This is a genomic window from Campylobacter sp. Cr9, assembly GCF_020138295.1.
Taxonomy (GTDB): Bacteria; Campylobacterota; Campylobacteria; order Campylobacterales; family Campylobacteraceae; genus Campylobacter_E.
In genome coordinates, this window is record NZ_JACGBH010000011.1 from 55,546 (window position 1) to 77,845 (window position 22,300).

At 27.1% G+C, this 22,300-nt stretch carries 23 protein-coding genes and 2 tRNA genes; 18 read left to right on the plus strand and 7 right to left on the minus strand.

All coding sequences use genetic code 11. The annotated features are described in order from the left end of the window. The first annotated feature begins 53 nt into the window (after nt 1–53). From rsmH to AVANS14531_RS06615, 3 genes are read left to right on the plus strand one after another with little or no spacing between them, the layout of a single operon-like run. Entirely contained in the window at nt 54–962 is a 909-nt protein-coding gene (rsmH, locus tag AVANS14531_RS06605; RefSeq protein ID WP_239818213.1) for a 16S rRNA (cytosine(1402)-N(4))-methyltransferase RsmH, read from the plus strand. Beyond that, nucleotides 959–1,261 (plus strand): hypothetical protein, encoded by a 303-nt coding sequence (locus AVANS14531_RS06610; protein WP_336611778.1) that lies wholly within the window; start codon nt 959–961, stop codon nt 1,259–1,261. The genes rsmH and AVANS14531_RS06610 overlap by 4 nt, the downstream gene beginning before the upstream one ends. Further along, nucleotides 1,248–3,218, plus strand: a complete 1,971-nt coding sequence (locus AVANS14531_RS06615) for an FUSC family protein (protein ID WP_239818215.1) — start codon at nt 1,248–1,250, stop codon at nt 3,216–3,218. The genes AVANS14531_RS06610 and AVANS14531_RS06615 overlap by 14 nt, the downstream gene beginning before the upstream one ends. Nucleotides 3,219–3,851: 633 nt before the next feature. On the opposite strand, the gene AVANS14531_RS06620 is transcribed toward AVANS14531_RS06615, so the two are convergent. Genes AVANS14531_RS06620 through AVANS14531_RS06630 form a run of 3 tightly spaced genes read right to left on the minus strand, consistent with a single transcriptional unit; the run spans nt 3,852 to nt 6,645 of the window. Then, nucleotides 3,852–4,922 carry a c-type cytochrome gene (locus AVANS14531_RS06620; RefSeq protein ID WP_336611779.1) on the minus strand — a complete coding sequence of 357 codons (1,071 nt, stop codon included), beginning with the start codon at nt 4,920–4,922 and terminating at the stop codon, nt 3,852–3,854. Continuing rightward, entirely contained in the window at nt 4,922–6,142 is a 1,221-nt protein-coding gene (locus AVANS14531_RS06625) for a cytochrome b (protein WP_336611780.1), read from the minus strand. The genes AVANS14531_RS06620 and AVANS14531_RS06625 overlap by 1 nt, the downstream gene beginning before the upstream one ends. A 2-nt stretch (nt 6,143–6,144) precedes the next feature. Next, nucleotides 6,145–6,645, minus strand: coding sequence for a Rieske 2Fe-2S domain-containing protein (locus AVANS14531_RS06630; protein ID WP_336611781.1), 501 nt, complete (start codon nt 6,643–6,645; stop codon nt 6,145–6,147). Nucleotides 6,646–6,781: 136 nt separating this feature from the next. Between AVANS14531_RS06630 and flgB the strand changes: the two genes are divergently transcribed. The 13 genes from flgB to AVANS14531_RS06695 all read left to right on the plus strand — a co-directional run bounded on the left by flgB (nt 6,782) and on the right by AVANS14531_RS06695 (nt 17,868). Next, the gene (gene flgB, locus AVANS14531_RS06635) at nt 6,782–7,252 is read left to right on the plus strand and encodes a flagellar basal body rod protein FlgB (protein ID WP_336611782.1); all 471 of its coding nucleotides are present in this window, start codon (nt 6,782–6,784) and stop codon (nt 7,250–7,252) included. A 9-nt stretch (nt 7,253–7,261) separates the two neighbouring features. After that, nucleotides 7,262–7,753, plus strand: coding sequence for a flagellar basal body rod protein FlgC (flgC, locus tag AVANS14531_RS06640; RefSeq protein ID WP_239818220.1), 492 nt, complete (start codon nt 7,262–7,264; stop codon nt 7,751–7,753). Between the two features lie 9 nt (nt 7,754–7,762). Further along, nucleotides 7,763–8,059, plus strand: coding sequence for a flagellar hook-basal body complex protein FliE (fliE, locus tag AVANS14531_RS06645; protein WP_239818221.1), 297 nt, complete (start codon nt 7,763–7,765; stop codon nt 8,057–8,059). Nucleotides 8,060–8,062: 3 nt separating this feature from the next. Next, complete coding sequence (locus AVANS14531_RS06650; RefSeq protein ID WP_336611783.1) at nt 8,063–9,853, plus strand: penicillin-binding protein 2; 1,791 nt, start codon at nt 8,063–8,065, stop codon at nt 9,851–9,853. Nucleotides 9,854–9,891: 38 nt separating this feature from the next. Next, nucleotides 9,892–10,599, plus strand: a complete 708-nt coding sequence (nadE, locus tag AVANS14531_RS06655; protein WP_336611784.1) for an NAD(+) synthase — start codon at nt 9,892–9,894, stop codon at nt 10,597–10,599. A gap of 2 nt (nt 10,600–10,601) precedes the next feature. Further along, complete coding sequence (locus AVANS14531_RS06660; protein ID WP_336611785.1) at nt 10,602–11,729, plus strand: DegT/DnrJ/EryC1/StrS family aminotransferase; 1,128 nt, start codon at nt 10,602–10,604, stop codon at nt 11,727–11,729. Then, a complete protein-coding gene (locus tag AVANS14531_RS06665; protein WP_336611786.1) occupies nt 11,729–12,664 on the plus strand; it encodes a tetraacyldisaccharide 4'-kinase in 936 nt (311 codons plus the stop codon). Before AVANS14531_RS06660 ends, AVANS14531_RS06665 begins: the two co-directional genes overlap by 1 nt. Next, nucleotides 12,642–12,932, plus strand: coding sequence for a divalent cation tolerance protein CutA (gene cutA / locus AVANS14531_RS06670; RefSeq protein WP_336611787.1), 291 nt, complete (start codon nt 12,642–12,644; stop codon nt 12,930–12,932). Before AVANS14531_RS06665 ends, cutA begins: the two co-directional genes overlap by 23 nt. Beyond that, nucleotides 12,932–14,308: a threonine synthase gene (gene thrC / locus AVANS14531_RS06675; protein WP_336611788.1), complete on the plus strand. Its 1,377-nt coding sequence runs from the start codon at nt 12,932–12,934 to the stop codon at nt 14,306–14,308. Before cutA ends, thrC begins: the two co-directional genes overlap by 1 nt. Next, nucleotides 14,305–15,009, plus strand: coding sequence for a 3-deoxy-manno-octulosonate cytidylyltransferase (kdsB, locus tag AVANS14531_RS06680; RefSeq protein ID WP_336611789.1), 705 nt, complete (start codon nt 14,305–14,307; stop codon nt 15,007–15,009). Before thrC ends, kdsB begins: the two co-directional genes overlap by 4 nt. After that, nucleotides 15,002–16,408, plus strand: coding sequence for a DNA recombination protein RmuC (rmuC, locus tag AVANS14531_RS06685; RefSeq protein WP_336611790.1), 1,407 nt, complete (start codon nt 15,002–15,004; stop codon nt 16,406–16,408). Before kdsB ends, rmuC begins: the two co-directional genes overlap by 8 nt. A gap of 125 nt (nt 16,409–16,533) precedes the next feature. Then, the gene (locus tag AVANS14531_RS06690) at nt 16,534–17,334 is read left to right on the plus strand and encodes a J domain-containing protein (RefSeq protein WP_239818230.1); all 801 of its coding nucleotides are present in this window, start codon (nt 16,534–16,536) and stop codon (nt 17,332–17,334) included. Between the two features lie 240 nt (nt 17,335–17,574). After that, complete coding sequence (locus AVANS14531_RS06695) at nt 17,575–17,868, plus strand: DUF2325 domain-containing protein (protein ID WP_239818231.1); 294 nt, start codon at nt 17,575–17,577, stop codon at nt 17,866–17,868. 52 nt (nt 17,869–17,920) lie between these two features. Here AVANS14531_RS06695 and AVANS14531_RS06700 read toward each other — a convergent pair whose 3' ends face one another. Further along, nucleotides 17,921–18,916 carry a bifunctional 3,4-dihydroxy-2-butanone 4-phosphate synthase/GTP cyclohydrolase II gene (locus AVANS14531_RS06700; RefSeq protein ID WP_336611791.1) on the minus strand — a complete coding sequence of 332 codons (996 nt, stop codon included), beginning with the start codon at nt 18,914–18,916 and terminating at the stop codon, nt 17,921–17,923. A gap of 150 nt (nt 18,917–19,066) precedes the next feature. Here AVANS14531_RS06700 and AVANS14531_RS06705 point away from each other — a divergent pair. Both AVANS14531_RS06705 and AVANS14531_RS06710 read left to right on the plus strand, forming a co-directional pair. Beyond that, nucleotides 19,067–19,141 (plus strand) — tRNA-Gln (locus tag AVANS14531_RS06705). Between the two features lie 11 nt (nt 19,142–19,152). Further along, nucleotides 19,153–19,228: transfer RNA gene (locus AVANS14531_RS06710), tRNA-Met, on the plus strand. 583 nt (nt 19,229–19,811) lie between these two features. Here AVANS14531_RS06710 and AVANS14531_RS06715 read toward each other — a convergent pair. From AVANS14531_RS06715 to AVANS14531_RS06725, 3 genes are read right to left on the minus strand one after another with little or no spacing between them, the layout of a single operon-like run. Beyond that, nucleotides 19,812–20,717, minus strand: coding sequence for a tyrosine-type recombinase/integrase (locus AVANS14531_RS06715; RefSeq protein ID WP_336611792.1), 906 nt, complete (start codon nt 20,715–20,717; stop codon nt 19,812–19,814). A gap of 9 nt (nt 20,718–20,726) precedes the next feature. After that, the gene (locus AVANS14531_RS06720; RefSeq protein WP_336611793.1) at nt 20,727–21,881 is read right to left on the minus strand and encodes a rolling circle replication-associated protein; all 1,155 of its coding nucleotides are present in this window, start codon (nt 21,879–21,881) and stop codon (nt 20,727–20,729) included. 2 nt (nt 21,882–21,883) lie between these two features. Further along, nucleotides 21,884–22,171: a hypothetical protein gene (locus AVANS14531_RS06725; protein ID WP_336611794.1), complete on the minus strand. Its 288-nt coding sequence runs from the start codon at nt 22,169–22,171 to the stop codon at nt 21,884–21,886. Nucleotides 22,172–22,300 lie beyond the last annotated feature (129 nt).

Genomic DNA, 22,300 nt, shown 5'->3' on the forward strand with positions numbered 1-22,300 from the left:
TGTTAAAAACTTTTATTTATTATATATGTAATAATAAATTTTAAGGTTATCATTTGCAAATTCATATTCCCGTTTTAAAAGAAGAAGTAATTAAATTATTTAAAGATTTAGATAATGGTTATTATCTTGATGCTACTTTAGGATATGCTGGTCATGCTAGTGCTATTCTTGAAAATAATAATAAATTAAATCTTTTTGCTTGCGATCAAGATGATGAAGCTATAAATTATTCTAAAGAAAAACTTAAAAAATTTAATAAAGATATTCAGATTTTTAAAACTAATTATGAGAATGTTTTTAATTTTATTCAAGATACTAGCAATATTAGAGGGGTTTTAGCAGATATTGGGGTTTCTAGTTTGCAGCTTGATAAAGATGATAGGGGATTTTCTTTTGAATCTAGTGAGTTAGATATGAGAATGAATAAGGACAATTCTTTAGATGCTAAAGAAGTGCTTAATACTTATTCTAAAGATAAATTAAGCAAGATTTTTCAAGAGTATGCAGAATTACCAGAAAAACTTTCAAACGATATAGCTTTAAATATAATCAAAAATAGACCTATAAACTCATGTAAAAATCTAAGTCAAATCATAGGAAATGCCAAATTAAACAATAGAAATGTAAGTTTAAAAACCTTAGTATTTCAAGCAATAAGGATTGAAGTAAATAATGAGCTTGGAGTTCTTAAAAATTTTTTAGAGCAGGTTAAAAATCTTAAAGATTGTTTGGTTTGTATCATAACTTTTCATTCATTAGAAGATAAAATTGTAAAAGATACTTTTAAAAAGTGGGCTAGCAATTGCATATGCGATGAATTTGCAATAAGGTGTGAATGCGGAAATAATCATTCTTTAGGTAAAATAATTACAAAAAAGCCAATAGAACCTAGCAAAGAAGAAATTAAATTAAATTCTAGGTCAAGTTGTGCTAAATTAAGAGCATTTTATTTATCAAAATGAAAAATATTAGAACAAGCACTGAAGAAAAAGAAGAATTATTATTAAACAAACATCAAGATTATTCAATTTTGAGTTTTAATAAAAGAATAGTTTTAGTGTTTTTTATAGCTATGATAATTTCTCTTAGTTTAGTTTGGGTCAGATTACAATTATATGAATCAAGCAAGATTTATGCTCAATTAAAAGATAAAAGAGAAGTTTTAAGCGAAGAAAACAAAGAATTAAAAAGAAAAATAGAAGCATTACAATTTAAAAATAAAATCACTAATTATTTTGAAGTGCAACATGGAACTAAGTAGGTATTATTTAAATCAACAATTTTTAAAATTAAAAGCGTATTTTCATAAGTATGACCCTAGTAATTTTTCATTACTTTATGCCCTAAAGGCTTGTGTTGGCTTAGGAATTTGTCTTTTACTAAGTCATTTTATTATAGATACTCGTTATATTATTTTTAGCGTTTTATCTTGCGTTTTTATATTTTATATGAATAATTTTAATTCAGTTGGAATTAAAAAGATTTTATATTTAGCTGCTTTTACTTTTTTTGGTTGTTTATTTGCTTTAATAGTGCCGTTTTTAATAAAGCTTGGATTTTTTATAGCAATTCCTGCATTTATATGGATATTTTTAGTTATTTTTTCTGGAGCAATATCGCAAGATGCCTTAAAAATAGGTATTTATGTAACCTTATTATTAATGGCTATGTTAATTACTGCAAGTTTAAATAATTTTGATAGTAAAGAAGTCTTTTATGCTACTTTGGTTGGCTCTTGTGTGGCTACTATTTTTAGAACTTTTGCATTTTATACTTATGGTGGATTTACTAGAAGAAGCTTTATAATGTTATTAAATGATTTGATTTATATAAGCGAAAATATCACTAATGATAAATATGAAGTTTGGCAAAATTTATTTGTAACTAGGATTAATGAGTTTAAAAGATTATTTGAGAGTAAATCGGTAAATATTAAAGATTCAAGCCTTATAAGACATCAAGAAATGGCTATGTTTTATTTGTTAAAATGTGAAGAAATAGGGCTTGCATTAGTTTCTCTTAGAACATTTTTTAAACAAAATTCTACAAATACACATATAAAAAATATTCAAAATGAAATAATTTATAATTTAGAAGAATTAAAAAAGATTTTTAAAGATGAAAAGGTAAATCTTAAATCTTTTTATTTAGATAGATTAAAGCAATTAAATACCTTGCCTATATTATGCACTTTGGTTGAAGTTTTGTATTATAAATTAGAGTTATTTAAGCAAGGCGGTGCAAAGCAATTAGTATTAAAGCCAAAAGATAAAAAAATCACCTTTGATACAATAAAAGAAAAGTTTAATTTAGATAATAAATATTTTAAATTCTCAATAAAAGTTGCTTTAGCTACTTCTTTTTCTTTGTTTTTGGCAATATTTTTTAAAATTGATCATGGGATTTGGATTGCGATGGGAGTTTTTACTCTATTTAAAGAAACAATCAATTCAACCACGATAAATAATAAAGAAACAATATATGCAGCCTTAATAGGCTTTGCTTTAGGATTATTGATAATATTTTTTATACATTCAAAATTGCTTTTTTTAATTTTATTTTTATCTTATTTTGCTTGTATTTATTTTAAGCATTTTCCTTATTTTATAGCGACTATTTTTATAATGCTAAATCTTGCTATTTTGTTTGCTAGTTTGGGATTAGATTATGAAAGATTGCTTGCTTATAGATTGCTTGATTTTTTAATAGCTTTTGTTATTGTGTATTTTTTCTCTTTACTTTGGCCTAGTAAAAGTGAAGATGATATTAAGCCGACTTTAAAAATTGCGATATTAAATCTAATGAATTTCTTAACTTCAATTATCAAAAAAGAAGATTATTTAACTTGCGAAAATCAAATTTTATTAAACATTAAAAGCCTAAAAAATATATTGTATGAAAGCAGAACAAAACATAATAAAGTAGAGCATATTAGATTGCTTGAATCGGTTCTAGAAATGAATAATTTGTGTATATCGCTTAATGATTATATATATTCAAAGCATAATAAAGTGCAGTTAAAAGAGCAATCAGATATCATGATATTAATCACTAGATTTAAAATGATGGATAATATTAGTAATGATTTGCCATATTATTTTTACGATGAAGTAGAAGATAAGATTTTAAGTAATGATGAAAGGATTAGGTATTTTATAAATCAAATCTCAAAAAGACAAGATGTAGTGTATAAATATCTAATAAATAATCAAAATTAATTTATGTTAAAAATTGAAAGGAATTTGAATTAGGAATTAGACTTTTGTAGATTTAAATTCCTATTTCAAATTCTTAGCTTTTTATAATTAGTAATTTAGCACTAAGTTGTTTTTATAAAGCATTCTTAATTAATAATTAAGCCTGCTTAATAAAGTAAAACAAGCAAGGATTGATAATAAAAATAACTTAAACTATATTTAGAAGTAGATTAAAAGATCTTCAAAAAACTATTAAATGAAAAATGATTTATCTATAAAGGTGATTAAATAATAACGCCGATTTATTTTCTAAATAGTCAAAAACTCATCATTAACTTAAAATATATAAAAAAGTTTTAATCAAGCTTTTTATCAATAATGAATAAGTTTTTATTTTAAACAAAGGAAATTAGACTTTTGTGTATTTAAATTCCTATTTCAAATTCTTAATATTTTTTATAATTAGTGAAGTAAATTATCAATAAAACTTAAGGAGTTAAATAAGCTAATAAATGTAAAATTAAGTGTCAAATTCCTATTTCAAATTCTTAGTATTTTTTTTGCATTTAAAATTAAAGAATTTGAAATAGGAATTATAAATTAATTGCTTTTAGTATTTATAAGATTAAGCTAGGTTTTATCCTAGCTTAATTTTTAGTGTAGTTCTTTCCAAATTGCGTTTTTCCAAGCGTATGCTAAAACAGCTAATAGTGCAAAATAAGCCATTATTTTTAAGCCTAAATCTTCTCTTTCAGCTTTTTTGCTATCGCCTACATTTGTAAGGTAAGTTACTATATCATTTTGAGCTTGTTCATTTACACCAACTCTAGGCATTGCAGTTCCTAGAAGTTGTTTTTGTGTATCGTTTATGAACTTATGTAAGTAATCTTCACCTTTTGCACGAATAATTATTGATAAATCAGGAGGAGTTGAACCCATATAATCTTTTAAATCTCCGCCATTTACTTTAGCAATAAAGCCATCATATTTTACATCATGGCATCTTCCACAAGCATCATCAAATACGATTTTTCTATTTTCAAATTCAATTTTAGCAGCTTTTTCACTATCGCTTAATTTGCTTGCATTAATTTCACTTGCAATTTTTGCTTTTTTATCATCTAAAGCAGCTTTTCCTATGCTGTTTAAATAAGCTACTAGATTTGCTACTGCTTGTGCGTTTTCATCATTAATACTTCCATCATCTTCTAAGAATGCAGTCATCATAGGATGTGGATTTTCTTCATTGTATTTTTTATGGTTTTTCATAGCTAACGCAGGGTTAATTGAAATAGCCATTAAGAACTTATTATCATAAATAGCACCTGCCGTGCTTAAATCAGGAATGATTATTCCTTGAGCTCCAATACCATCATCTGCATCATTAAATCCTGCAAAGCTTGCTCTATGACAGCTTGCACAATTTGCTTCAAAATCAGCTTTACCAGTTTCAACATCACCTTTTAAGCTTGCAATTTTATCTACATTAGCCCAAAGTTTTTTTGTATCTTCTAATTGTTTAGTAGCTGATTCTATATCTTCTTTTTTGCCACTTGCATTTGCTTTTTCAAGTTCTACTTGAGCTTGAGCAATATCTCCTGCTTTTAGGTCAAAATTTACATTGCTTGTATGCTCGTGCATTTGTGAATGTGCATAAGGCTCAACACCCCAATAAACAATACCTGTAAAAATAACTAATATTGCAAATATTTTTAACTCTTTCATTACTTAGCCTTTCTTTCCATAAGAGTAATTACCGGTAAAACCACTATTAATAGTGCTAAGAATGTAACAGAAGCAACAGTTGCTATTGTATTGTTAATTCCAACAGGAGGTAATTTACCATAAATTGTAAGAACTATCATATCAATTACTAATAACCAAAACCATACAAAGAATGCTCCACGCTTATGTGCAGGTGCAACTATATTTGAGCGGTCTAGGAATGGTAATACAAAGAAAATAACTTGTGCAATACCAAAGCAAGCAAGTCCTATTTCATAAGAAAATCCTCTTAAAATCTCATAGCTCCATAAGAAATACCACTCAGGATAAATATGTGGAGGAGTTTTTAATGCGTTTGCTGGTTCAAAGTTAATTGGATCCATAGCAAAATCATAGTGATAGCAAACTAAGTAAAAATAAAAAATCATAAATAAGCAAACATAGAAAATATCTTTGCATAAAAAGTCAGGCCAAAATGATATAACTTTTGCTTCTTTTTTCTTACCTGCTAAATATTTTTCAGCTTCTAAATCAAAATCAATTTCTTCTGCAATTTCATTATTTACATGTGGAAATCTTAAAGCATAGAAGTGAATTGCAATGAAAGCAATTACAACGATAGGAAGTAAGCAAACATGTAACATGAAAAATCTATTTAATGTAGCATCTCCTACTGCATAATCTCCTCTAATCCATTCAACTAATTCAGCACCAATAAATGGAATACCACCGAAAAGATTAGTAATAACCATTGCTGCCCAGTAGCTCATTTGTCCCCAAGGTAACATATAGCCACTAAACGCTTCAGCAGAAAATAATACGAATAATACCATACCACTTATCCAGATTATTTCACGACCTTTTTTATAAGAGCCATAATAAATTCCTGTAAATAAGTGAATATACATAATTAAAAATACAACAGAAGCAGCAACCCCGTGCATATGGCGCCAAAGCCAACCATATTCAACTTCTTGCATAATTGTTTTATTAACACTATCAAAAGCTAGTGCAACATCAGGCTTATAATACATTACAAGTAATAAACCTGTTACGAATAAAATGGCAAACATAGTAAGTAAGATTACTCCCATTGCCCAAAGAAAATTAATTTTTTTTGGAATCCAGTATTGTGTCATCATAACTTGCATAAATTTTTTAATCGCAAGTCTTTGATCTAGCCAATCAACAATTCCATTTGATTTTTCAAAATGTGCCATGATTAAGCCTTTCCTACATTTTTCATAATTTCTTCATACTCTTTACCGATTTCACCTAAAACTAATTTTGTTCCATCTATTGCAAAAGGTGGAATTTCAAGTGGAGTTGGAGGTGGTCCAGCCATATTTTTACCATTTATATCAAATACGCCACCATGACAAGCACAAACAAAGTTTTTATCTTTTTCATGGTAAGCGGGAATACAGCCAAGGTGAGTGCAAAGTCCTATAACAACGGTATATCTAGAATCTCCTGCAACCACATCAGTATTGCTTTCTTCCATATCTTTTGATTTTTTTAGAATGAAAATTGGTTTTTTTCTCCATTCAACTGTTCTTAATTCTCCGTCAGCTAAAGGCGATAAATCAACGGTTGTAAAACCTGCTGCTTTTACACTAGGAAGTGGATCCCAAGTTTTTTTCATACCCACTAGTGTAAAAACACCACCAACAGCCGCAGCAGCGCCTAGGGTAAAGCCCATAAAGCTTCTTCTACTAGCCATAATTATCCTTTCATAAAGTTTGAAAATAAACGTTTAGTTTAGTGAAAATTAGGTAAATATTACAAGTATATGATTATTAATACTTTTGGAATATTATTTGCTCTAGTGCTTGAATAATACTTACTAAGGAGTTAAAATGGAATTTTATAAATCTAAACCATTAATTGTGAGTGCATTAGCTGGTAGGGATTTAAGAAATAAATTAATTAGTTCAAATATAGCAAATATTGATACTCCTTTTTATAAAGCAAGAGATGTAGATTTTGAAACAATTTTAAATGAAAATGCAAATATGCTTTACAAAACTACACAAGCACCTGCAACAGCAGCAACAAATCCTATGCATTTTGGAATAGGTATGAGTAATAAATTAGCAATTACAAATGAAAGACATTTACAGCCTTTAGAATTTTCAAATGATAAAAGTGGAACTATTTTTGCTAGAGATGGTCATTTGCAAAGAAATGATGCAAACTCGGTTGATTTAGATGTTGAAACAAGTGAGTTAAGCAAAAACGCTATTATGATTAGCGCACTTGATTCGGTTCTAAAAAAACAAAGCGAAGTTGTAAGAACTATAATAGAAAGTAGTTCTAAATTAAGTTAAGGATAGGTTATGGCATTTTTAAGTGATTTTGATATTAGTGGTTATGGATTAAGTGCTCAAAGATTTAGAATGAACTTAATTAGCTCAAATATAGCTAATGCAAATACTACAAGAACCAATGAAGGCGGTCCTTACAGAAGGCAAGATGTAGTATTTAAAGCAATCAATTTTGATGATGTTTTAAATGATGAGATAAATTCTAAAAATAGTTTTTTTGAATATGAAAATCCTTTAAATGACCCTGTTAATTTTCCTGAAGCAAAACCTGCAGTAATGGGTGTAGTTGTAGATAAAGTAGTAAGAGATGATAAAGATTTTATTTTAAAATACGAGCCAAATCATCCAGATGCAAACGCTAAAGGTTATGTAGCATATCCGAATATAAATCCAGTGGTTGAGATGAGTAACTTAATAGAAGCAACAAGAGCTTACCAAGCAAACGTAGCAGCATTTACAAGTGCAAAAACAATAGCTCAAAGCGCTATTGATTTATTAAGATAGGAATGAAATATGAATAATATTAAAATCAATCAAGGCTTAGTTCAAGGTTTTGAAAATCCTAAATCAAATTCTATTAAAAATAATGGTTTTTCATTTGAAGATGTTTTAAAACAAGAGCTAGAAGAATTAAATCAAGAACAAATCGTAGCAGATAAAGCTATGGCAGATGTTGCTACTGGCAATGTAAAAGATTTACACCAAGCAGCAATTGCTATTAATAAAGCAGAAACAAGTATGAAATTTATGTTAGAAGTAAGAAACAAAGCAATAAACGCATATAAAGAGATAAGTAGAACTCAAATATAAATAATGCAAACAAGTTATGAGCCTAGTAAAAGAACATTTGTAATTTTAATTTTATTATTATTGGTTGCGTTACTTGTTATTTTTACTTTTACTAGGACAAAAACCGATGAAAGAAATGTCGGAAACATTGAACGCGGTGAAAGAGTTGGTGCTTTAAACGGAGATATAGTAAGTGCTGACGGATATACGTTAGTTACAAGTAGGCGTATTTATAGAGCTGAAATAGATATAAGAAGTATAAATTTAGATAAATTAGATTATTTTTTAAAATTGTTTCAAATATATGCTTTTATTGATGATAAAGAGATTAAAGATATAAAAGCAAGATTGCTTAAAGCCTTAAAGCAAAAAAAGGTATATAATTTCGTTTTATCAAAAGATATAGATTCAAAAGCTGCAAGTTACCTTCAAGAATTATCTAAAAAATTATATGTATCAGGATTTTTTAAATCATTTAAAAATGCAAATGGCAAAGTAAGCACAAGAAGACTTGAGATTATTGAGCACAAAGAAGAAAGAGTGTTTTCAAAAGGCGATATTTTAACTCCTGTTTTAGGATATTCGCAATTAAGTTTAGAAGATGGAATTTATGCGAATATTCCAAAAAAAGGCTTAGAAAAATATTATGAACAATATTTAAGTCCAAAGAGTGATTATAAAATTATAGGAAATAAAGATATAGGTGGAAATATCATAATAAATTCTGAAAGCTTTATAAGTGAAAAAGTAAGTGGTAGCAATATTCATCTTAATATTAATTTAAAACTTCAAAAGGGTATAGAAAATATAGCAAGTGTTGCTAGAAAAAATTTTGGAGCAAAGCAAGTAATTATAGGTATTTTAGATAGTAAAGATGCTAGTGTAATAGCACTTGCAACTAGTAAAAGATATGATCCGTATAATAGAAAAAGTGATTTGTCTTTTTTAAATACTGATGCAGTGGAATTTGAATATGAGCCTGGCTCGGTTATTAAACCTATTGCTTTTGCAAATTTATTAAAATTAAATCGTTTAACGCCATTTGAGTGGGTAAAAACTTATGGTGGAAGAATGAAACTTGATAAATACTATATTACCGATACTCATCCTATGGATAGTATGATTGCTGAAGATATTATCGTGCATTCATCAAATATCGGAATGGTTCAAATATCTAATAAAGAAAGTGTAAAAGAATTAATTAATGGTTATTTGGAATTTAATTTAGGAAGTTTAACAGGAATTGATTTGCCTTATGAAAAAGCAGGTTTTATCAAAGATGCAAAAAAAACTTATGAAGTAGAAAAAAATACTATGGCTTATGGATATGGTTTTAGAACTACTTTTATACAACTTTTAGCAGCTTATAATGTATTTAATAATCGTGGAATTTGGATTAGCCCTAAGATTGCGAAGTATTATAAAGAAGATGAAGAATTAAAAGAACTTTATAAAAAAGAAGAAAGAGAAGTTTTACCATTAGAAATTGCTAAACAAATGAATAGGATTTTAATTAAAACTGCAAATCAAAAATCATTAGCAAAATACTGGCCTTTAGGAATTAATGTAGGTGGCAAAACAGGAACAGCAAGAATTAGCTCAAGCGGAAAATACGAAAGAGAATATAACGCAAACTTCTTTGGATTTGCAAATGATGAGAATAATAGATATACAATAGGCGTTTTGGTTATGAGTCCTGATAAAGATAAAGAAGGTTATTATGCTGCTCAAACCGCTTTGCCTGTTGCTGCACTTGCAATATCGCAATTAATTGAAGATGGCTTCTTAAAGCCTAGTTATAATAGAATTGATTAATACTTCTTATATAAAATCTCTTTAAAAACGGATATATAATGCAAGATATTAAAAATAAAATGATAGCTTTTGCCAATGAAGTAACGGCTAATTTTAATGGAGCGGTTTTAGGTCTTAGCGGTGGCCTTGATAGTGCTATTGTGTTAAGAATTTTAAGTGAATGTGATAAAAAACCGCATTGTCTTATAATGCCAACAAATATTTCAAATAAAAACAATCTTGAAGATGCTATTAATTTAGCTAAGACTTATGCTTTAAGATATGAAATTATAAATATTCAAGGCATTTTAGATGAGTTTATTAAGGCTAGTAATTCTAAAGATAAGGTTTTAATAGGTAATTTTGCAGCTAGAATTAGAATGAGTTTATTGTATGATTATTCAGCTAAACATAATTTATTAGTTGCAGGCACTAGCAATAAAAGTGAATTAATGCTAGGATATGGCACTATTTGGGGTGATTTAGCCTGTGCTTTTAATATTTTAGGAGATTTTTATAAAAGTGAGTTGTTTGAGTTCGCAAGATTTTTAAATATTCCTAATAATATAATTAGCAAAAAACCAAGTGCCGATCTTTTTGAAGGTCAAGATGATGAAAGCGATATAGGTTATACTTACGCTCAAATAGATGAGTTTTTAAAAAATTATGAAAATAATATAATTGATAATAATTATATAAAACTATTAGATAGAATAAATAAAAATAAGTTTAAAAGAGAAAATATAAAAATATTTAGAAGGTCATAGATATGAAAGAAATTTCTTGTTTTTTGAATGTTATAACAGAAGATGATAAAGAGTTTTTAATTAAGTCACTTGATGATGATATAAATACTATTCAGATGCTAGAAGATAATTTAAAAGAGATTTACAAAGGCTCTCATATTGTATTAACGAATAATCATACAGCAGCACATCATTTAGCTTTAAGTGCAATTGATTTAAAGCGTGGAGATAAAGTGATTTGTTCTGTAAATTCATTTCCAACAATAGCTCAAAGCATTAGATATTTTGATGCTGAGCCTATATTTGTTGATGTTGAGCTTGATAGTTTTAATATTGATATTGCAAGTTTAGAACAAGCTTTAATAAAACATAATCATAAAAAATTAAGAGCAGTTTTCGTAAATCACACTGCTGGACTTGCTGCAAAACTTGATGAAATAAGAGAACTTTGTAATAAATTTAATGTAGCAGTTATTAATGATTGCGGATTTGCATTAGGTATGGAATATAAAGGCGAATTAGTTGGAAGTAAGGATTTAATCTCATCTTTTGGTTTTAATGCTATGAGAAAAGACCCTGTTTTTGCAGGTGGATTTTTAGTAATTAATGATGATAAAGTTTATGAAAGAGCTAAATTGCTAAACTCAAACGGAATTTCATCTAATGCTTGGGGAAATGATGGAAACTTAGGTTATTTTTACGATGTAACTGATATAGGTCATGAATACGAGATAACAAAAGTTTGTGCATCTTTAGCTTTATCAAAAGTAAAAAATTATAAATATTATTTAAAAAGAAGAAGAGAGATTGCTAAAATTTATGATGAAGAATTAAAAAATTTAAAACATATTAAATTACCTGCAATTGATAAAGAGCATACATTCTTAAGATATATTATAAAAGTTGATAAAAATAGAGATAATTTCGCAAGAAAATTAAAAGAAATGGGAATTAACACAGGAATTCACTTTATTCCGCTTAATTTTCTAACATATTATAAGCAAAAGTATAATTTAAAAATCAATGATTTTCCAAATGCTTTAGCAAATTATGCTCAAATTTTATCAATTCCTATTCATATAAATCTTAGCGATGAAGATGTAAAAAGAGTTTGTGATGCTATAAAAACTCTTGATTCAAGCTGGATTTAATGAGTTTTTTAGATAGGTATTTTTTTAAACCTTCAATATGGCAAAAGTTGATTATTTTTTTGCTTTTGCCATTTTCTTTGCTTTATGCTTTAATTTCAATAATTTCTTTTAAAAAACAAAAAAAATATAATTTTAATATTCCTATAATTAGTATAGGAAATATTAGCGTAGGTGGCAATGGAAAAACTCCTTTTTGTAAGGCTTTAAGCGATATTTTATACTCAAAATATCAAGATAATATTTTTATTATTCTTCGTGGTTATAAGCGTAAAAGTAAAGGCGTAGTTTTGGTGAAATTCCGAAATCAAATTCTATGCGATTTAGCAAGTTCTGGCGATGAAGCAATGGAACATGCGATATTTACTAAAGCAAATGTTATTGTTAGCGAAGATAGAGTAAAAGGCATTCAAAAAGCACTAGAATTAGGTGCAAAATGCGTTATTTTAGATGATGCTTTTAGTAAGCAAAATATAAACAAATTTGATATTTTGCTCAATTCTAAAATCAAATATAAATATAATTTTTGCTTGCCAAGTGGTGCTTATAGACTTCCTAAATCTTATGAAAAATTAGCAAATTTTAATGCTTATGAAGATATTCATTTTGTAAGAAAATCTTATATAAAAGAAATAAAAGAAGATATGATTTTAATTTCTGCAATTGCTAAGCCTTTTAGATTATTAGTTTATAAAGACTTTGTAAAAGCTCATTATTTTTATAATGACCATGCTGAATTTAATAAAGATGAAATCATAAATCTTTTAAAAAAACACAATGCAAAACATATTTTGCTTAGTAAAAAAGACTATGTAAAAATGAAAGATTTTGGCTTAAGCCTTGTAATAATTGATGAAGAATTAATAATTTATGATGAATTAAAAAATGCTATAAATGATTATTTAAAGGAGTTTGATGTATCTAATAAAGACAACTAGTAATGATGAAACAATACTTAAAAAAATAGCACAAAAATTAGTGAAAAAAGATTTAAGCAAATGTGTTCATATAATAAAACTTGAAAGTATTTATAAATGGCAAGGCAAAATACAAAATGATGATGAATATTGCTTAGAAATTAAATCAAATAATGTTAAAAAAGTTTATAAAGTAATCAAAAAACACCATAATTACGAATGTTTTGAGTTTGTGTATTATAAATTTAAAGCAAGTAAAGAATATTTAAAATTTTTAAAGGAGAAATGATGATATTTTATTCAAGTAGAAACGAAGATATTAAGAGTGATTTTAAAAATGCGCTTAATTCTCCACTATCAAGTGATGGCGGTTTATTTTGCCCTAATGAGTTTAAAAAGCTTGATATTAATGAATTAAAAAATTTATCTTATAAAGATTTTGCAAAGAAGGTTTTTGTTAATTTTAGTGATAATTTAGATGAGTTTTTAAAGACTTTAGATGAGTATTTAGAATTTGATACAAAAGAGCCTTTTGTTATTAAAAAACTTGATAGTAAAACTCATATATGCGAATTATTTCATGGCAAAACAAGAGCATTTAAAGACCTTGCTTTAGCTCCACTTGCAAGGCTTATGGATGATAAAAAGCAATTAATTATATGTGCTACAAGTGGCGATACAGGCCCTGCAACTCTTAGCGCTTTTTCTAAAAACAAAAACTCAAAAGTAGTTTGTATCTTCCCAAAAGGAAAAACCAGTAAAGTTCAAGAAAAGCAAATGGCTAATGTTGATTATGGTAATTCTTTGGTTTTAGCAATTGATGGCAATTTTGATGATGCACAAAGTAAATTAAAAGAGCTGTTAAACGATAAAGATTTTAAAGAAGCAATTTCAAAAAGTGGCTATAACTTAAGTGCTGCAAATTCGCTTAATTTTGGAAGAATAATGTATCAATTACTATATCATTATTATTTAAGTCTTCAATACGATAAGGCTGTTAATGTGATAATTCCAAGTGGAAATTTCGGTAATGCTCTTGCTTGTTTTTACGCTAAACAAATGGGTGCAAATATTGATAAAATAAAAATCGTAAGTAATGAAAACACTATTCTTTATGACTTTTTTACTACTGGCGAATATGATTTAAGAAATAGGGCGTTTAAATGCACTCATTCTCCTGCTATGGATATTCTAAAATCATCAAATCTTGAACGCTTAATGTATTATTTCTTTGGTGCTAGTAGGACAAAAGAACTTTATGAAAGTTTAGAAAAAAATAAATTCTTTAAAATTACAAATGATGAATTAGCAAAATTAAAAGAGCATTTTATAGCTTATAAATGTAGCGATAAAGAGACTTTAGAAAATATTAAAGCTTATAAAGATTATTTACTAGACCCACATACAGCAACGGCTATTAATGCTCTTGATGATAGTTTTAATGTTATATGCTCAACTGCTGAATGGAGCAAATTTACTCCTAGTATTAACAAGGCTTTAGGGATTTTCAAAGATGAGCTAACAAGCATAAAAGACTATGCTAAAAAGTATAATTACAAGCTAAATGAAAATCTATTAAATGCACTTAATTCTAATACTTATTATGCAAAAGATATAAAAGTTGATGAAATCAAAAATACAATAATAGAATGGATAAAGCAATGATAATAATTCCTGCAAGACTTAAATCATCTCGCTTTAGCGAGAAAATCTTAGTGCCAATTAATGGCATTCCTATGTGTATTTATACAGCACTTAATGCAAGTAAGGTTGATGAAGTTGTGATTGCAACGGATAGCGAGCAAGTTTGTGAGCTTGCAAAAGAATATAACATAAAAGCAGTTTTAACTAGTCAAAATCACGAAAGTGGAACAGAAAGGCTTGCTGAGTGTGTGGATATTTTAGAGCTTAACGATGATGAGATTATTATAAATCTTCAAGCAGATGAGCCACTTTTTGAAAAGGAAAATTTAATTAAATTTAAAGAATTTTGCCTTAAGTTTAAAGATGAGTTTTTTATGGCGAGTTGTTATACTATTAAAGATAATCCTAGTGATGAAAACACCGTAAAAGTAGTGCTTGATACTAAGCAAAATGCTATATATTTTTCAAGAGCTGCAATTCCTTTTGATAGGGACAAAAAAGGCGTGAGTTATAATCATCATTTAGGCATTTATGCATATACAGCAAAATCTTTAAAAGAATTTATAAGCCTTAAATCAAACCTAGAGCATATTGAAAAATTAGAGCAATTAAGAGCTATTGAAAATGGTAAGATTATTAAAATGTGCGAGATTAATACAAAGTCTTTTGGTATTGATACAAAGGCTGATTATGAAAGATTATTAGGCGTTTTAAATGCTTAATGATGAGCTTATTTTAGCGGCAATTTTATTAGTATTTTTGCTTATTTTAGTCTTTATTGTTTTTCATTATACAAATAAGATTAATGTGTTTAAAAATGAGCTTTTAGCTTTTGCAAAAGATAAGGAATTTTTAGCTATTTCAAACGAGAATTTGAATCAGGAATTAAGGCATTGTAAGAATGAATTAAATACTAAAACAAATCAAAACGAAAGCCAAAATTTAGAACTTTCAAGGCTAAATGAAGAGCTTAAAAATACTAAAGAAAAATTAGAAAATGAGTGTGAAATTAAAAATGATTTAAAAGCAAATTTAGATAATTTTGTAAATAAATTTCACACCGAGTTTTCTAAAAACGAAGCTTTAAGTGAAAAGATAAAACTATATGAAAATAGTTTAAAAAGCTTAGAAATTAAATACGAAAATATGCTAAAAACCTTAGAAGAAAATCTAAAAGAGCAAAATGAAAAAAGCTCAAAATTAATTTATGAAGAAAATACTAAATTATTGCTTACTAATTCAAATGAGCTTTTAACTAAGATTTTTAGCCCATTAAAAGAGCAAATTAGCGAATATGAAAAAACTTTATTAAAACAAAACACCAGTATAGAAAACAACATTAAAACCATGTTTGAAACTAGCCAAAATTTAGGCAAAAAGGCTGATGAGTTTGCAAATCTTTTAAAGGGGGATAAGAAAGCTCGTGGGGATTTTGGAGAAATTATGCTTAAGCAATGCTTACTTGCTAGCGGGCTTATAGAAAATGAGCATTTTTATATGCAAGAAAGCTTTAAAGATGAGAACAATAGATTTAAAAGACCTGATGCTATTGTATATTTTGAGCCAAAAAAATGTGTGATAATTGATTCTAAGTTCTCTTTGCCAAGCAGTGATGATGCAAATATTTATAAAAATGAAATCGCAAATAATTTAAACGCAAGAATAAATGAATTGGCTAAAAAAGAATATGAAAATGTGGTTGAATATGCGAATGAATATGTATTGTTGTTTGTGCCATATCAAAATATTTTGGATTTAGCGCTTGAATGCGATAGTGAGATTTTTAAAAAGGCAGAAGCTAAAAAGATTTTTATAGTAAGTCCTACTACTTTATTTATGGGACTTAAGATGATTTATTTTGGTTGGAAGAATTATGAAATGAATCAAAATGCTTTAAATATTTTCACAGAATTTGGCAAATTTTATGATAAGTTCGCTTCATTTTATGAAGATTACGAAAAGCTTAAAAAACACTCAGAATCAAGCTTTGCGAAAATTGATACACACTTATACGGCAAGGGTAGTGTGGCAAATCGTTTAGAAAATCTAAGAAGTTTAGGGATAAAAAATAAAAAATTATTAAGCGAAAAAGCTTTAGAAAACTTTGAAAATCAAGAATAAATTATTCTTGATTTTTATAAAATCATACATTTTTTTAATTCATAACACTTAAGAATTTGAATTAGGAATTTAGATTTTGGAATAAAAATTGCTTATTATTAAAAAACTTTAAGAAAAGGTGATAAATGCAAGTTATACAAAATCTAGAATCAATTAGTATTAATACTCAAGATTTTTCTTTTTTTAAAGAAATGAAAGAAATAATAAATAAAAATTTTTCACAAAATATAGGTAAGAAAAGCAAATTAATTTCTTTTTATGTAGAGAGCGAGATACCGCAAAGAAGATATTTTTTAAAATTATTATCTATATTAAATAGAAAATATAATAATGAAAATTTACAAAACATAAACACAGCATATTATAAGAAATTTAAGCTTAATTTAGTAAGCGTAAATACTTTAAAAATAGTGTTAAATTGTAAATTAGACTTCATGAAAAAGGACATTATTTTAAACTTTTCAAATCTTGAAAAAAACTTGATTTTATACCTTAGCAATTATTTTAAAGAACATGAAATAAATATTATTAAAAACAAATTTATCATCACATACAAAGATGAAAATACTTTAAGTTTATTAGATAAATTATGTGCTTGTTGTGAGCATTTAAATTACTGCATAAGCTTTTCTTTAAGCGAGCTTGCGTATTTACAGTTTAAAAAAGAAATCAAAAATGAGCTTAAAAAAGATAATAGATTTTTAAATATATGTATGTTACTTGAAGAACATTTCAAGACTTTAGGGGTTGAAGTAGGAGCTAGTTTTACCGAAGTAAGAAGTAAATATTTAAAACTTAGTAAAGCATATCACCCAGATTTTCATGCAGAAAAAAGCGATGAAGTAAAAAAAGTATTAAAAGAAAAATTTGAAGAAATAAATATAGCATACGAAAGTTTAAAACCTTTATACAAGAATGCTAGTTAAATATACTATATAATTAATATTTTATGTATTTTAATGATTAAATATGATTTTAATAGTATAAAATATCTTATTTTTGTATTTTTAATACTAATTAAATTATATTATTACATTTATACTCATATTATATACGAAAATTAAAATAAATATACGATTATTTGTATTAAATAATTTTATAATAATAATCAGTTTCTTTAAAGGTTATTTTGAGTATAATACTCAAAATTAATTTAAGGAGAGTTTATGTCAGTTTTGGTCATTGGCGCTGATGAGATTACACCTATTAAGGCAGTTTTACATGATTTAGGAGCAAAGAGTATTACGCATTGGGATGCTAGAAATGAAAATAGAGTTAATCGTCAAAGCATTCCGCAAGATACTGGCTGTGTTGTAATGCTTACTAGTTTTTTAAACCACAATACAATGAAGAAAATCAAAAGCCAAGCTAAGAAAAGAAACATACCTTTAGTATGTGCAAAGCGTTCTGTAAGTTGTGTTTATTGTGAATACTGCAAGGTTTTAGGGTTAAATAAATAATTTTGTTTTTCCTATTTCAAATTCTTAGAATTTGAAATAGGAATTTGAATTGTTACATATTTTTTATATTTAGACCAAATCCGCTTAAAGCTGCAAATTGACTTGAATTACCTAATAATTCAAAATTATCAACTCCTAAATCTTTTAGAATTTGCGCTCCTATTCCATAATTTTTCTCATCACTCTTAGTACCTTCCATAAATACTAGCATTCCACCATTTTTACTTAGTTCATCAATTGATTTTAAAGTTTCTTCTAGCTTTGTTGAGTTTAAGATATTTACATCATTTGAGCTTTTATAGAATTTAATTAAGCTTTTTTCATTTTTACCTGCAAAAGAAAAAATTGTATGAATATCACCTAAAAAGTCTTTATATGTAATCTTTTTTACATCTTTATCTAGTAGTTTTGTATTTTCTTCGCTAATTTTTGTTATTAGGCTTTCGTTTTGAAGTCTATATTTTATTAAATCTTCAATTGTAACTAATTTAATATTATGTTTTTTTCCAAACTCTACTAAATCATCACGCCTTGCCATTGTGCCATCTGGATTCATTATCTCGCAAATCACACAAGCAGGAGTAAGTCCAGCTAGTTTGCACATATCAACCGTTCCTTCTGTATGACCAGTTCTTACTAAAACTCCGCCATCTTTTGCTATTAGTGGGTTTATATGGCCAGGCCTTACAAAATCACTAGCTTTTGCATTTTTATCAGCAAATAGCTTTATGGTTGCATCTCTTTCAATTGAACTAACACCTGTGCTTGCTGTTTTAATATCTACTGTTATGGTAAATGCTGTTTCATGATTTGAAGTGTTTTTTGGAACCATTAGTGGTAATTCAAAATACTCAGCGATTTTTCTATCAAGCGCAACACATACAACACCTCTTGCATGAGTTAAAGTAAAATTAACCTTATCAGGCGTGCTAAACTCTGCAGGAAATATTATATCTCCTTCGTTTTCTCTATCTTCGGCATCTAGCATTATTAACATATTGCCTTTTTTTAATTCTTCTATTCCTTCTTTTATACTTACAAAAGACATATTTTTCCTTTTAATAATTATTTTTATTTAGTTTATGTAAAAATTATATATAGATGTTTAGAAAAGCATAAAAAAGTAAAAAATAATTTTTTTTAAAAAATTCTCTTGACAAAATATTTTTTTTTATATATAATCTCGCTTTTAATTTGTTGGGGTATCGCCAAGCGGTAAGGCAACAGGTTTTGGTCCTGTCATTCAGGGGTTCGAATCCCTTTACCCCATCCACTTTTACTTATCGCGAAATAGAGCAGTGGTTAGCTCGTCGGGCTCATAACCCGAAGGACGGGGGTTCAAATCCCTCTTTCGCAACCATTTTAGCATTATTAGAATACTTATTTAATATATAAATCTTTATCAGACTTCTTTTTTTTTAAATGTTAAGAATTCTAACATCTTTGAACTTAAAAAATTCTTAAAATAGTTTAGTTTTATTTTACTTAGAAAATGTTGTTTTTTTATGTTGGTTTATTGCTTTTCTTAGATGAAACTTAATAGGGGTAAAATGCCTATGTGATAGGCTTTTAAGGGGCGAATTTTTAAAATCTCGCAAATTTGTATAAATAAGACAAGGGGCGGGGTTCGTTACGGCGTTGGGCTCACGCCCCCCGCCATAACTCACGCCCTTTATTGCTCTTTTTACATAATTTAGCATTAGATTTTATAAACTTTAAGATATAGCTTTTAAATAAGCGTAATTAAGCTTAAAGTTATTAAGGGCTAATAAGAAAGAGTTATCATTGTTTTTAGTAGATTTTTGAAATAAAGGGCGTTTTTATGCGTTAGAATAGGTAGAGTTTGAAAAACTTCGTTTTTCAATGCTTCCACTCACACGCTTTGGCGTGTTCGTTGTTAATTAGGGGCAAGCCCCTAATAACCCCAATTTAAGTTTTTTTATTTACTCGGCTTTATGTAAATCATCATTATTATTAGGAATAATGATACTTTCTAAGATACTATTAATTACCATTTTTGAAAGGTTTTTATTGCGTGTTAAATAGTGATGAGTAGTAGTAATGTTAGCGTGTCCTAGTGTAAGCATTACGCTTTCCATACTAAGCCCTAGATGATTAACAGCGTATGTTCCTATTAAGTGCCTTATATCGTGAAGTCTCATTTTTGGTAAATTGTTTTTATTTAAAAAGTTATTCCAAGATTTACGCAAATCTACATATTTATTTGCCGTATCTGGATTTGTGAATACATAATCTTTAGGAGAGTTGAAAAGAGTATTTTTATAATGTTCTTTTAATCTATATTTTAATAAAGGGGTTAAAGAATATTCCATAGTTTTAGAGATTTTACAATTTTCGGAGCGTATTATATAACTTTCATTTATAAAATCTATATCTTCCCATTTAATGCTTAATACTTCGTTTTTTCTTCTTCCGTGTAATAAGAATAAAAAAATATCTTTGTATTTATTATCGTTATAAATAATTGCCTTAATTATATCTTGTTGGGTTTGTGTGCTATGTCTAAAATAAACTTTATTATCAAATCTAGGTAATTTTACAAGATTGCAATAATTTCTTTCAATAAGTCCTAAGCGTTCGCCTAATTCTAATGTAACGCTTAAAATTGATAATATATTCTTAGCCGTTTTTGGCTTATACCCTTGTTCTAAAAGTTGATTTATAAAACTTTGTAAGGTTATAAAATTAATATTTTTTACTTCAGTATTACCCATATTTGTATTATTAAAATGCTTTAGGAAAGTATGGTAATTACTTAAGTATGTGCTAGGTTTTAAAGTATTTGAATACATATTAAAATACATAATAAAAAGTTCTTTTAATAACATTATAAATCCTTAGGCTGAAATAAAATCTTCGTAATATAATTTGTAAGTGTAGTTTAAAGTATCCTTGTCGTATGATAAAACATAGGTTTTATTTTTTATTACTTGTTTTTCTTTAATAATGGTTTTTTCATTGTTTAAGTATTTGATTATGATAGTTTCTTTTTTAGTGTAATAAATATCCACAAAACGCAAACCTAAATTAATAAAAATCTCACCTTTTTTAGGGTTTAAATTATACTTTATAAAGCAGTTTTCATCATTAAAAAATTCCCATAAAACTAAGCTTATATTTTTGTAGCCTAATGAATATAAAAAACCCCTTAATTTACGATATACGCCTAAACTAAAATTATAATTATTATATGTTTTTATGTGAGAGCGTGTAAGTCTTCTTATTTTATGATGAATATACCAAGCATTTAATTTATTAATTTTAAAATCATTTTTATGTATATTTCTAAATGTTTTAAATATATACTTTACAATGTATCCCGTTGAGTTGCTTACGCTTAGTTGAAATCCTTGCGTTTCTTTATTTCGTTTTTGGTCTATTGTTAAGCCTTTTTGTGAGTGGTTTTGGGGAGCAGGGCAACATTCTTTGAATATTTTTTTTAAATATTTAATTAAGGATTTATCATTAGGAATAAACCATAAAGCGTGAATATGTGGAATTCCGTTTTTATGTGGTTCGGGAACTTTTATAAAATCGTGCTTTACATCTTTATATTTATTTAAATACCTATCGCGCATTTTTTTATGCTGATAATTTAAAATTTCGTAACATTCTTTAATAGTTAAAGGAAGTTCTAAATAATACTTATGTCTTAAATGCTTTGGAAATTCTTTTTTCAATCTAGTTTCGTTAAATTCTGAATAATCGCCTTTTACCATTCTACGATAACAACCATCAAGGGTTATTGTTATAAATAAAGGTATGTTAGAATGTAAAGTTATATTAAAATCGTTGTAAGAATTAATTATATTTAGCAATTCATAAGAATATTTAATATTTATATTTGCATTATAAGAAATATCTTTAAGTTTTAATATGTAATCTTGATTTGAAATATCTTGTAATTTAGAACAAGCTTGAAAAGTAAAAGATTTTAATAGCTTTGTTTGGCATAAATATAAATCATAATCGCTAATTCCATATTTAATCAAGGTTAATTTCCTTGTTTATGGAAGTTTAAAAAATCTAAACTTGTGCTAAACACATCATTATTAAAATACATTTTTAAGTTATATAAAGCAGCAGAAATTTCTAAGGGAGAATAAAGTCCATTTAATACGCTATGTTCTATGTAGTCGCTTGTTAAAATGTTTAAATATAAAATCTTAGCTTGAAGAGTGTCGGTTTTTAAAAGTTCTTTAAATAGGTTTTCGGTTTCGTTTATATCTTCTTGGGTTAATTTAAAATATCCAAATTCTTTAATTTTTCTTTTTTTAGCCATTAATCAAATCCTTATTTGGTTAATAAAGATTTAATTAAAAAATAACATATTACTAATTAAAATTAAAAAAATGGAACGCTTTCCTCATAACCCGAAGGACGGGGGTTCAAATCCCTCTTTCGCAACCAA

Coding starts and splice junctions, on each gene's coding strand:
- AVANS14531_RS06715 (WP_336611792.1), bottom strand. CDS start 20,717: ATGTTATTAAAAGAACTTTTTATTATGTATTTTAATATGTATTCAAAT.
- flgB (WP_336611782.1), top strand. CDS start 6,782: ATGGAATTTTATAAATCTAAACCATTAATTGTGAGTGCATTAGCTGGT.
- AVANS14531_RS06725 (WP_336611794.1), bottom strand. CDS start 22,171: ATGGCTAAAAAAAGAAAAATTAAAGAATTTGGATATTTTAAATTAACC.
- AVANS14531_RS06615 (WP_239818215.1), top strand. CDS start 1,248: ATGGAACTAAGTAGGTATTATTTAAATCAACAATTTTTAAAATTAAAA.
- AVANS14531_RS06695 (WP_239818231.1), top strand. CDS start 17,575: ATGTCAGTTTTGGTCATTGGCGCTGATGAGATTACACCTATTAAGGCA.
- AVANS14531_RS06650 (WP_336611783.1), top strand. CDS start 8,063: ATGCAAACAAGTTATGAGCCTAGTAAAAGAACATTTGTAATTTTAATT.
- rmuC (WP_336611790.1), top strand. CDS start 15,002: ATGCTTAATGATGAGCTTATTTTAGCGGCAATTTTATTAGTATTTTTG.
- AVANS14531_RS06625 (WP_336611780.1), bottom strand. CDS start 6,142: ATGGCACATTTTGAAAAATCAAATGGAATTGTTGATTGGCTAGATCAA.
- AVANS14531_RS06660 (WP_336611785.1), top strand. CDS start 10,602: ATGAAAGAAATTTCTTGTTTTTTGAATGTTATAACAGAAGATGATAAA.
- AVANS14531_RS06700 (WP_336611791.1), bottom strand. CDS start 18,916: ATGTCTTTTGTAAGTATAAAAGAAGGAATAGAAGAATTAAAAAAAGGC.
- AVANS14531_RS06610 (WP_336611778.1), top strand. CDS start 959: ATGAAAAATATTAGAACAAGCACTGAAGAAAAAGAAGAATTATTATTA.
- fliE (WP_239818221.1), top strand. CDS start 7,763: ATGAATAATATTAAAATCAATCAAGGCTTAGTTCAAGGTTTTGAAAAT.
- kdsB (WP_336611789.1), top strand. CDS start 14,305: ATGATAATAATTCCTGCAAGACTTAAATCATCTCGCTTTAGCGAGAAA.
- nadE (WP_336611784.1), top strand. CDS start 9,892: ATGCAAGATATTAAAAATAAAATGATAGCTTTTGCCAATGAAGTAACG.
- AVANS14531_RS06620 (WP_336611779.1), bottom strand. CDS start 4,922: ATGAAAGAGTTAAAAATATTTGCAATATTAGTTATTTTTACAGGTATT.
- thrC (WP_336611788.1), top strand. CDS start 12,932: ATGATATTTTATTCAAGTAGAAACGAAGATATTAAGAGTGATTTTAAA.
- AVANS14531_RS06690 (WP_239818230.1), top strand. CDS start 16,534: ATGCAAGTTATACAAAATCTAGAATCAATTAGTATTAATACTCAAGAT.
- cutA (WP_336611787.1), top strand. CDS start 12,642: ATGTATCTAATAAAGACAACTAGTAATGATGAAACAATACTTAAAAAA.
- AVANS14531_RS06630 (WP_336611781.1), bottom strand. CDS start 6,645: ATGGCTAGTAGAAGAAGCTTTATGGGCTTTACCCTAGGCGCTGCTGCG.
- AVANS14531_RS06665 (WP_336611786.1), top strand. CDS start 11,729: ATGAGTTTTTTAGATAGGTATTTTTTTAAACCTTCAATATGGCAAAAG.
- flgC (WP_239818220.1), top strand. CDS start 7,262: ATGGCATTTTTAAGTGATTTTGATATTAGTGGTTATGGATTAAGTGCT.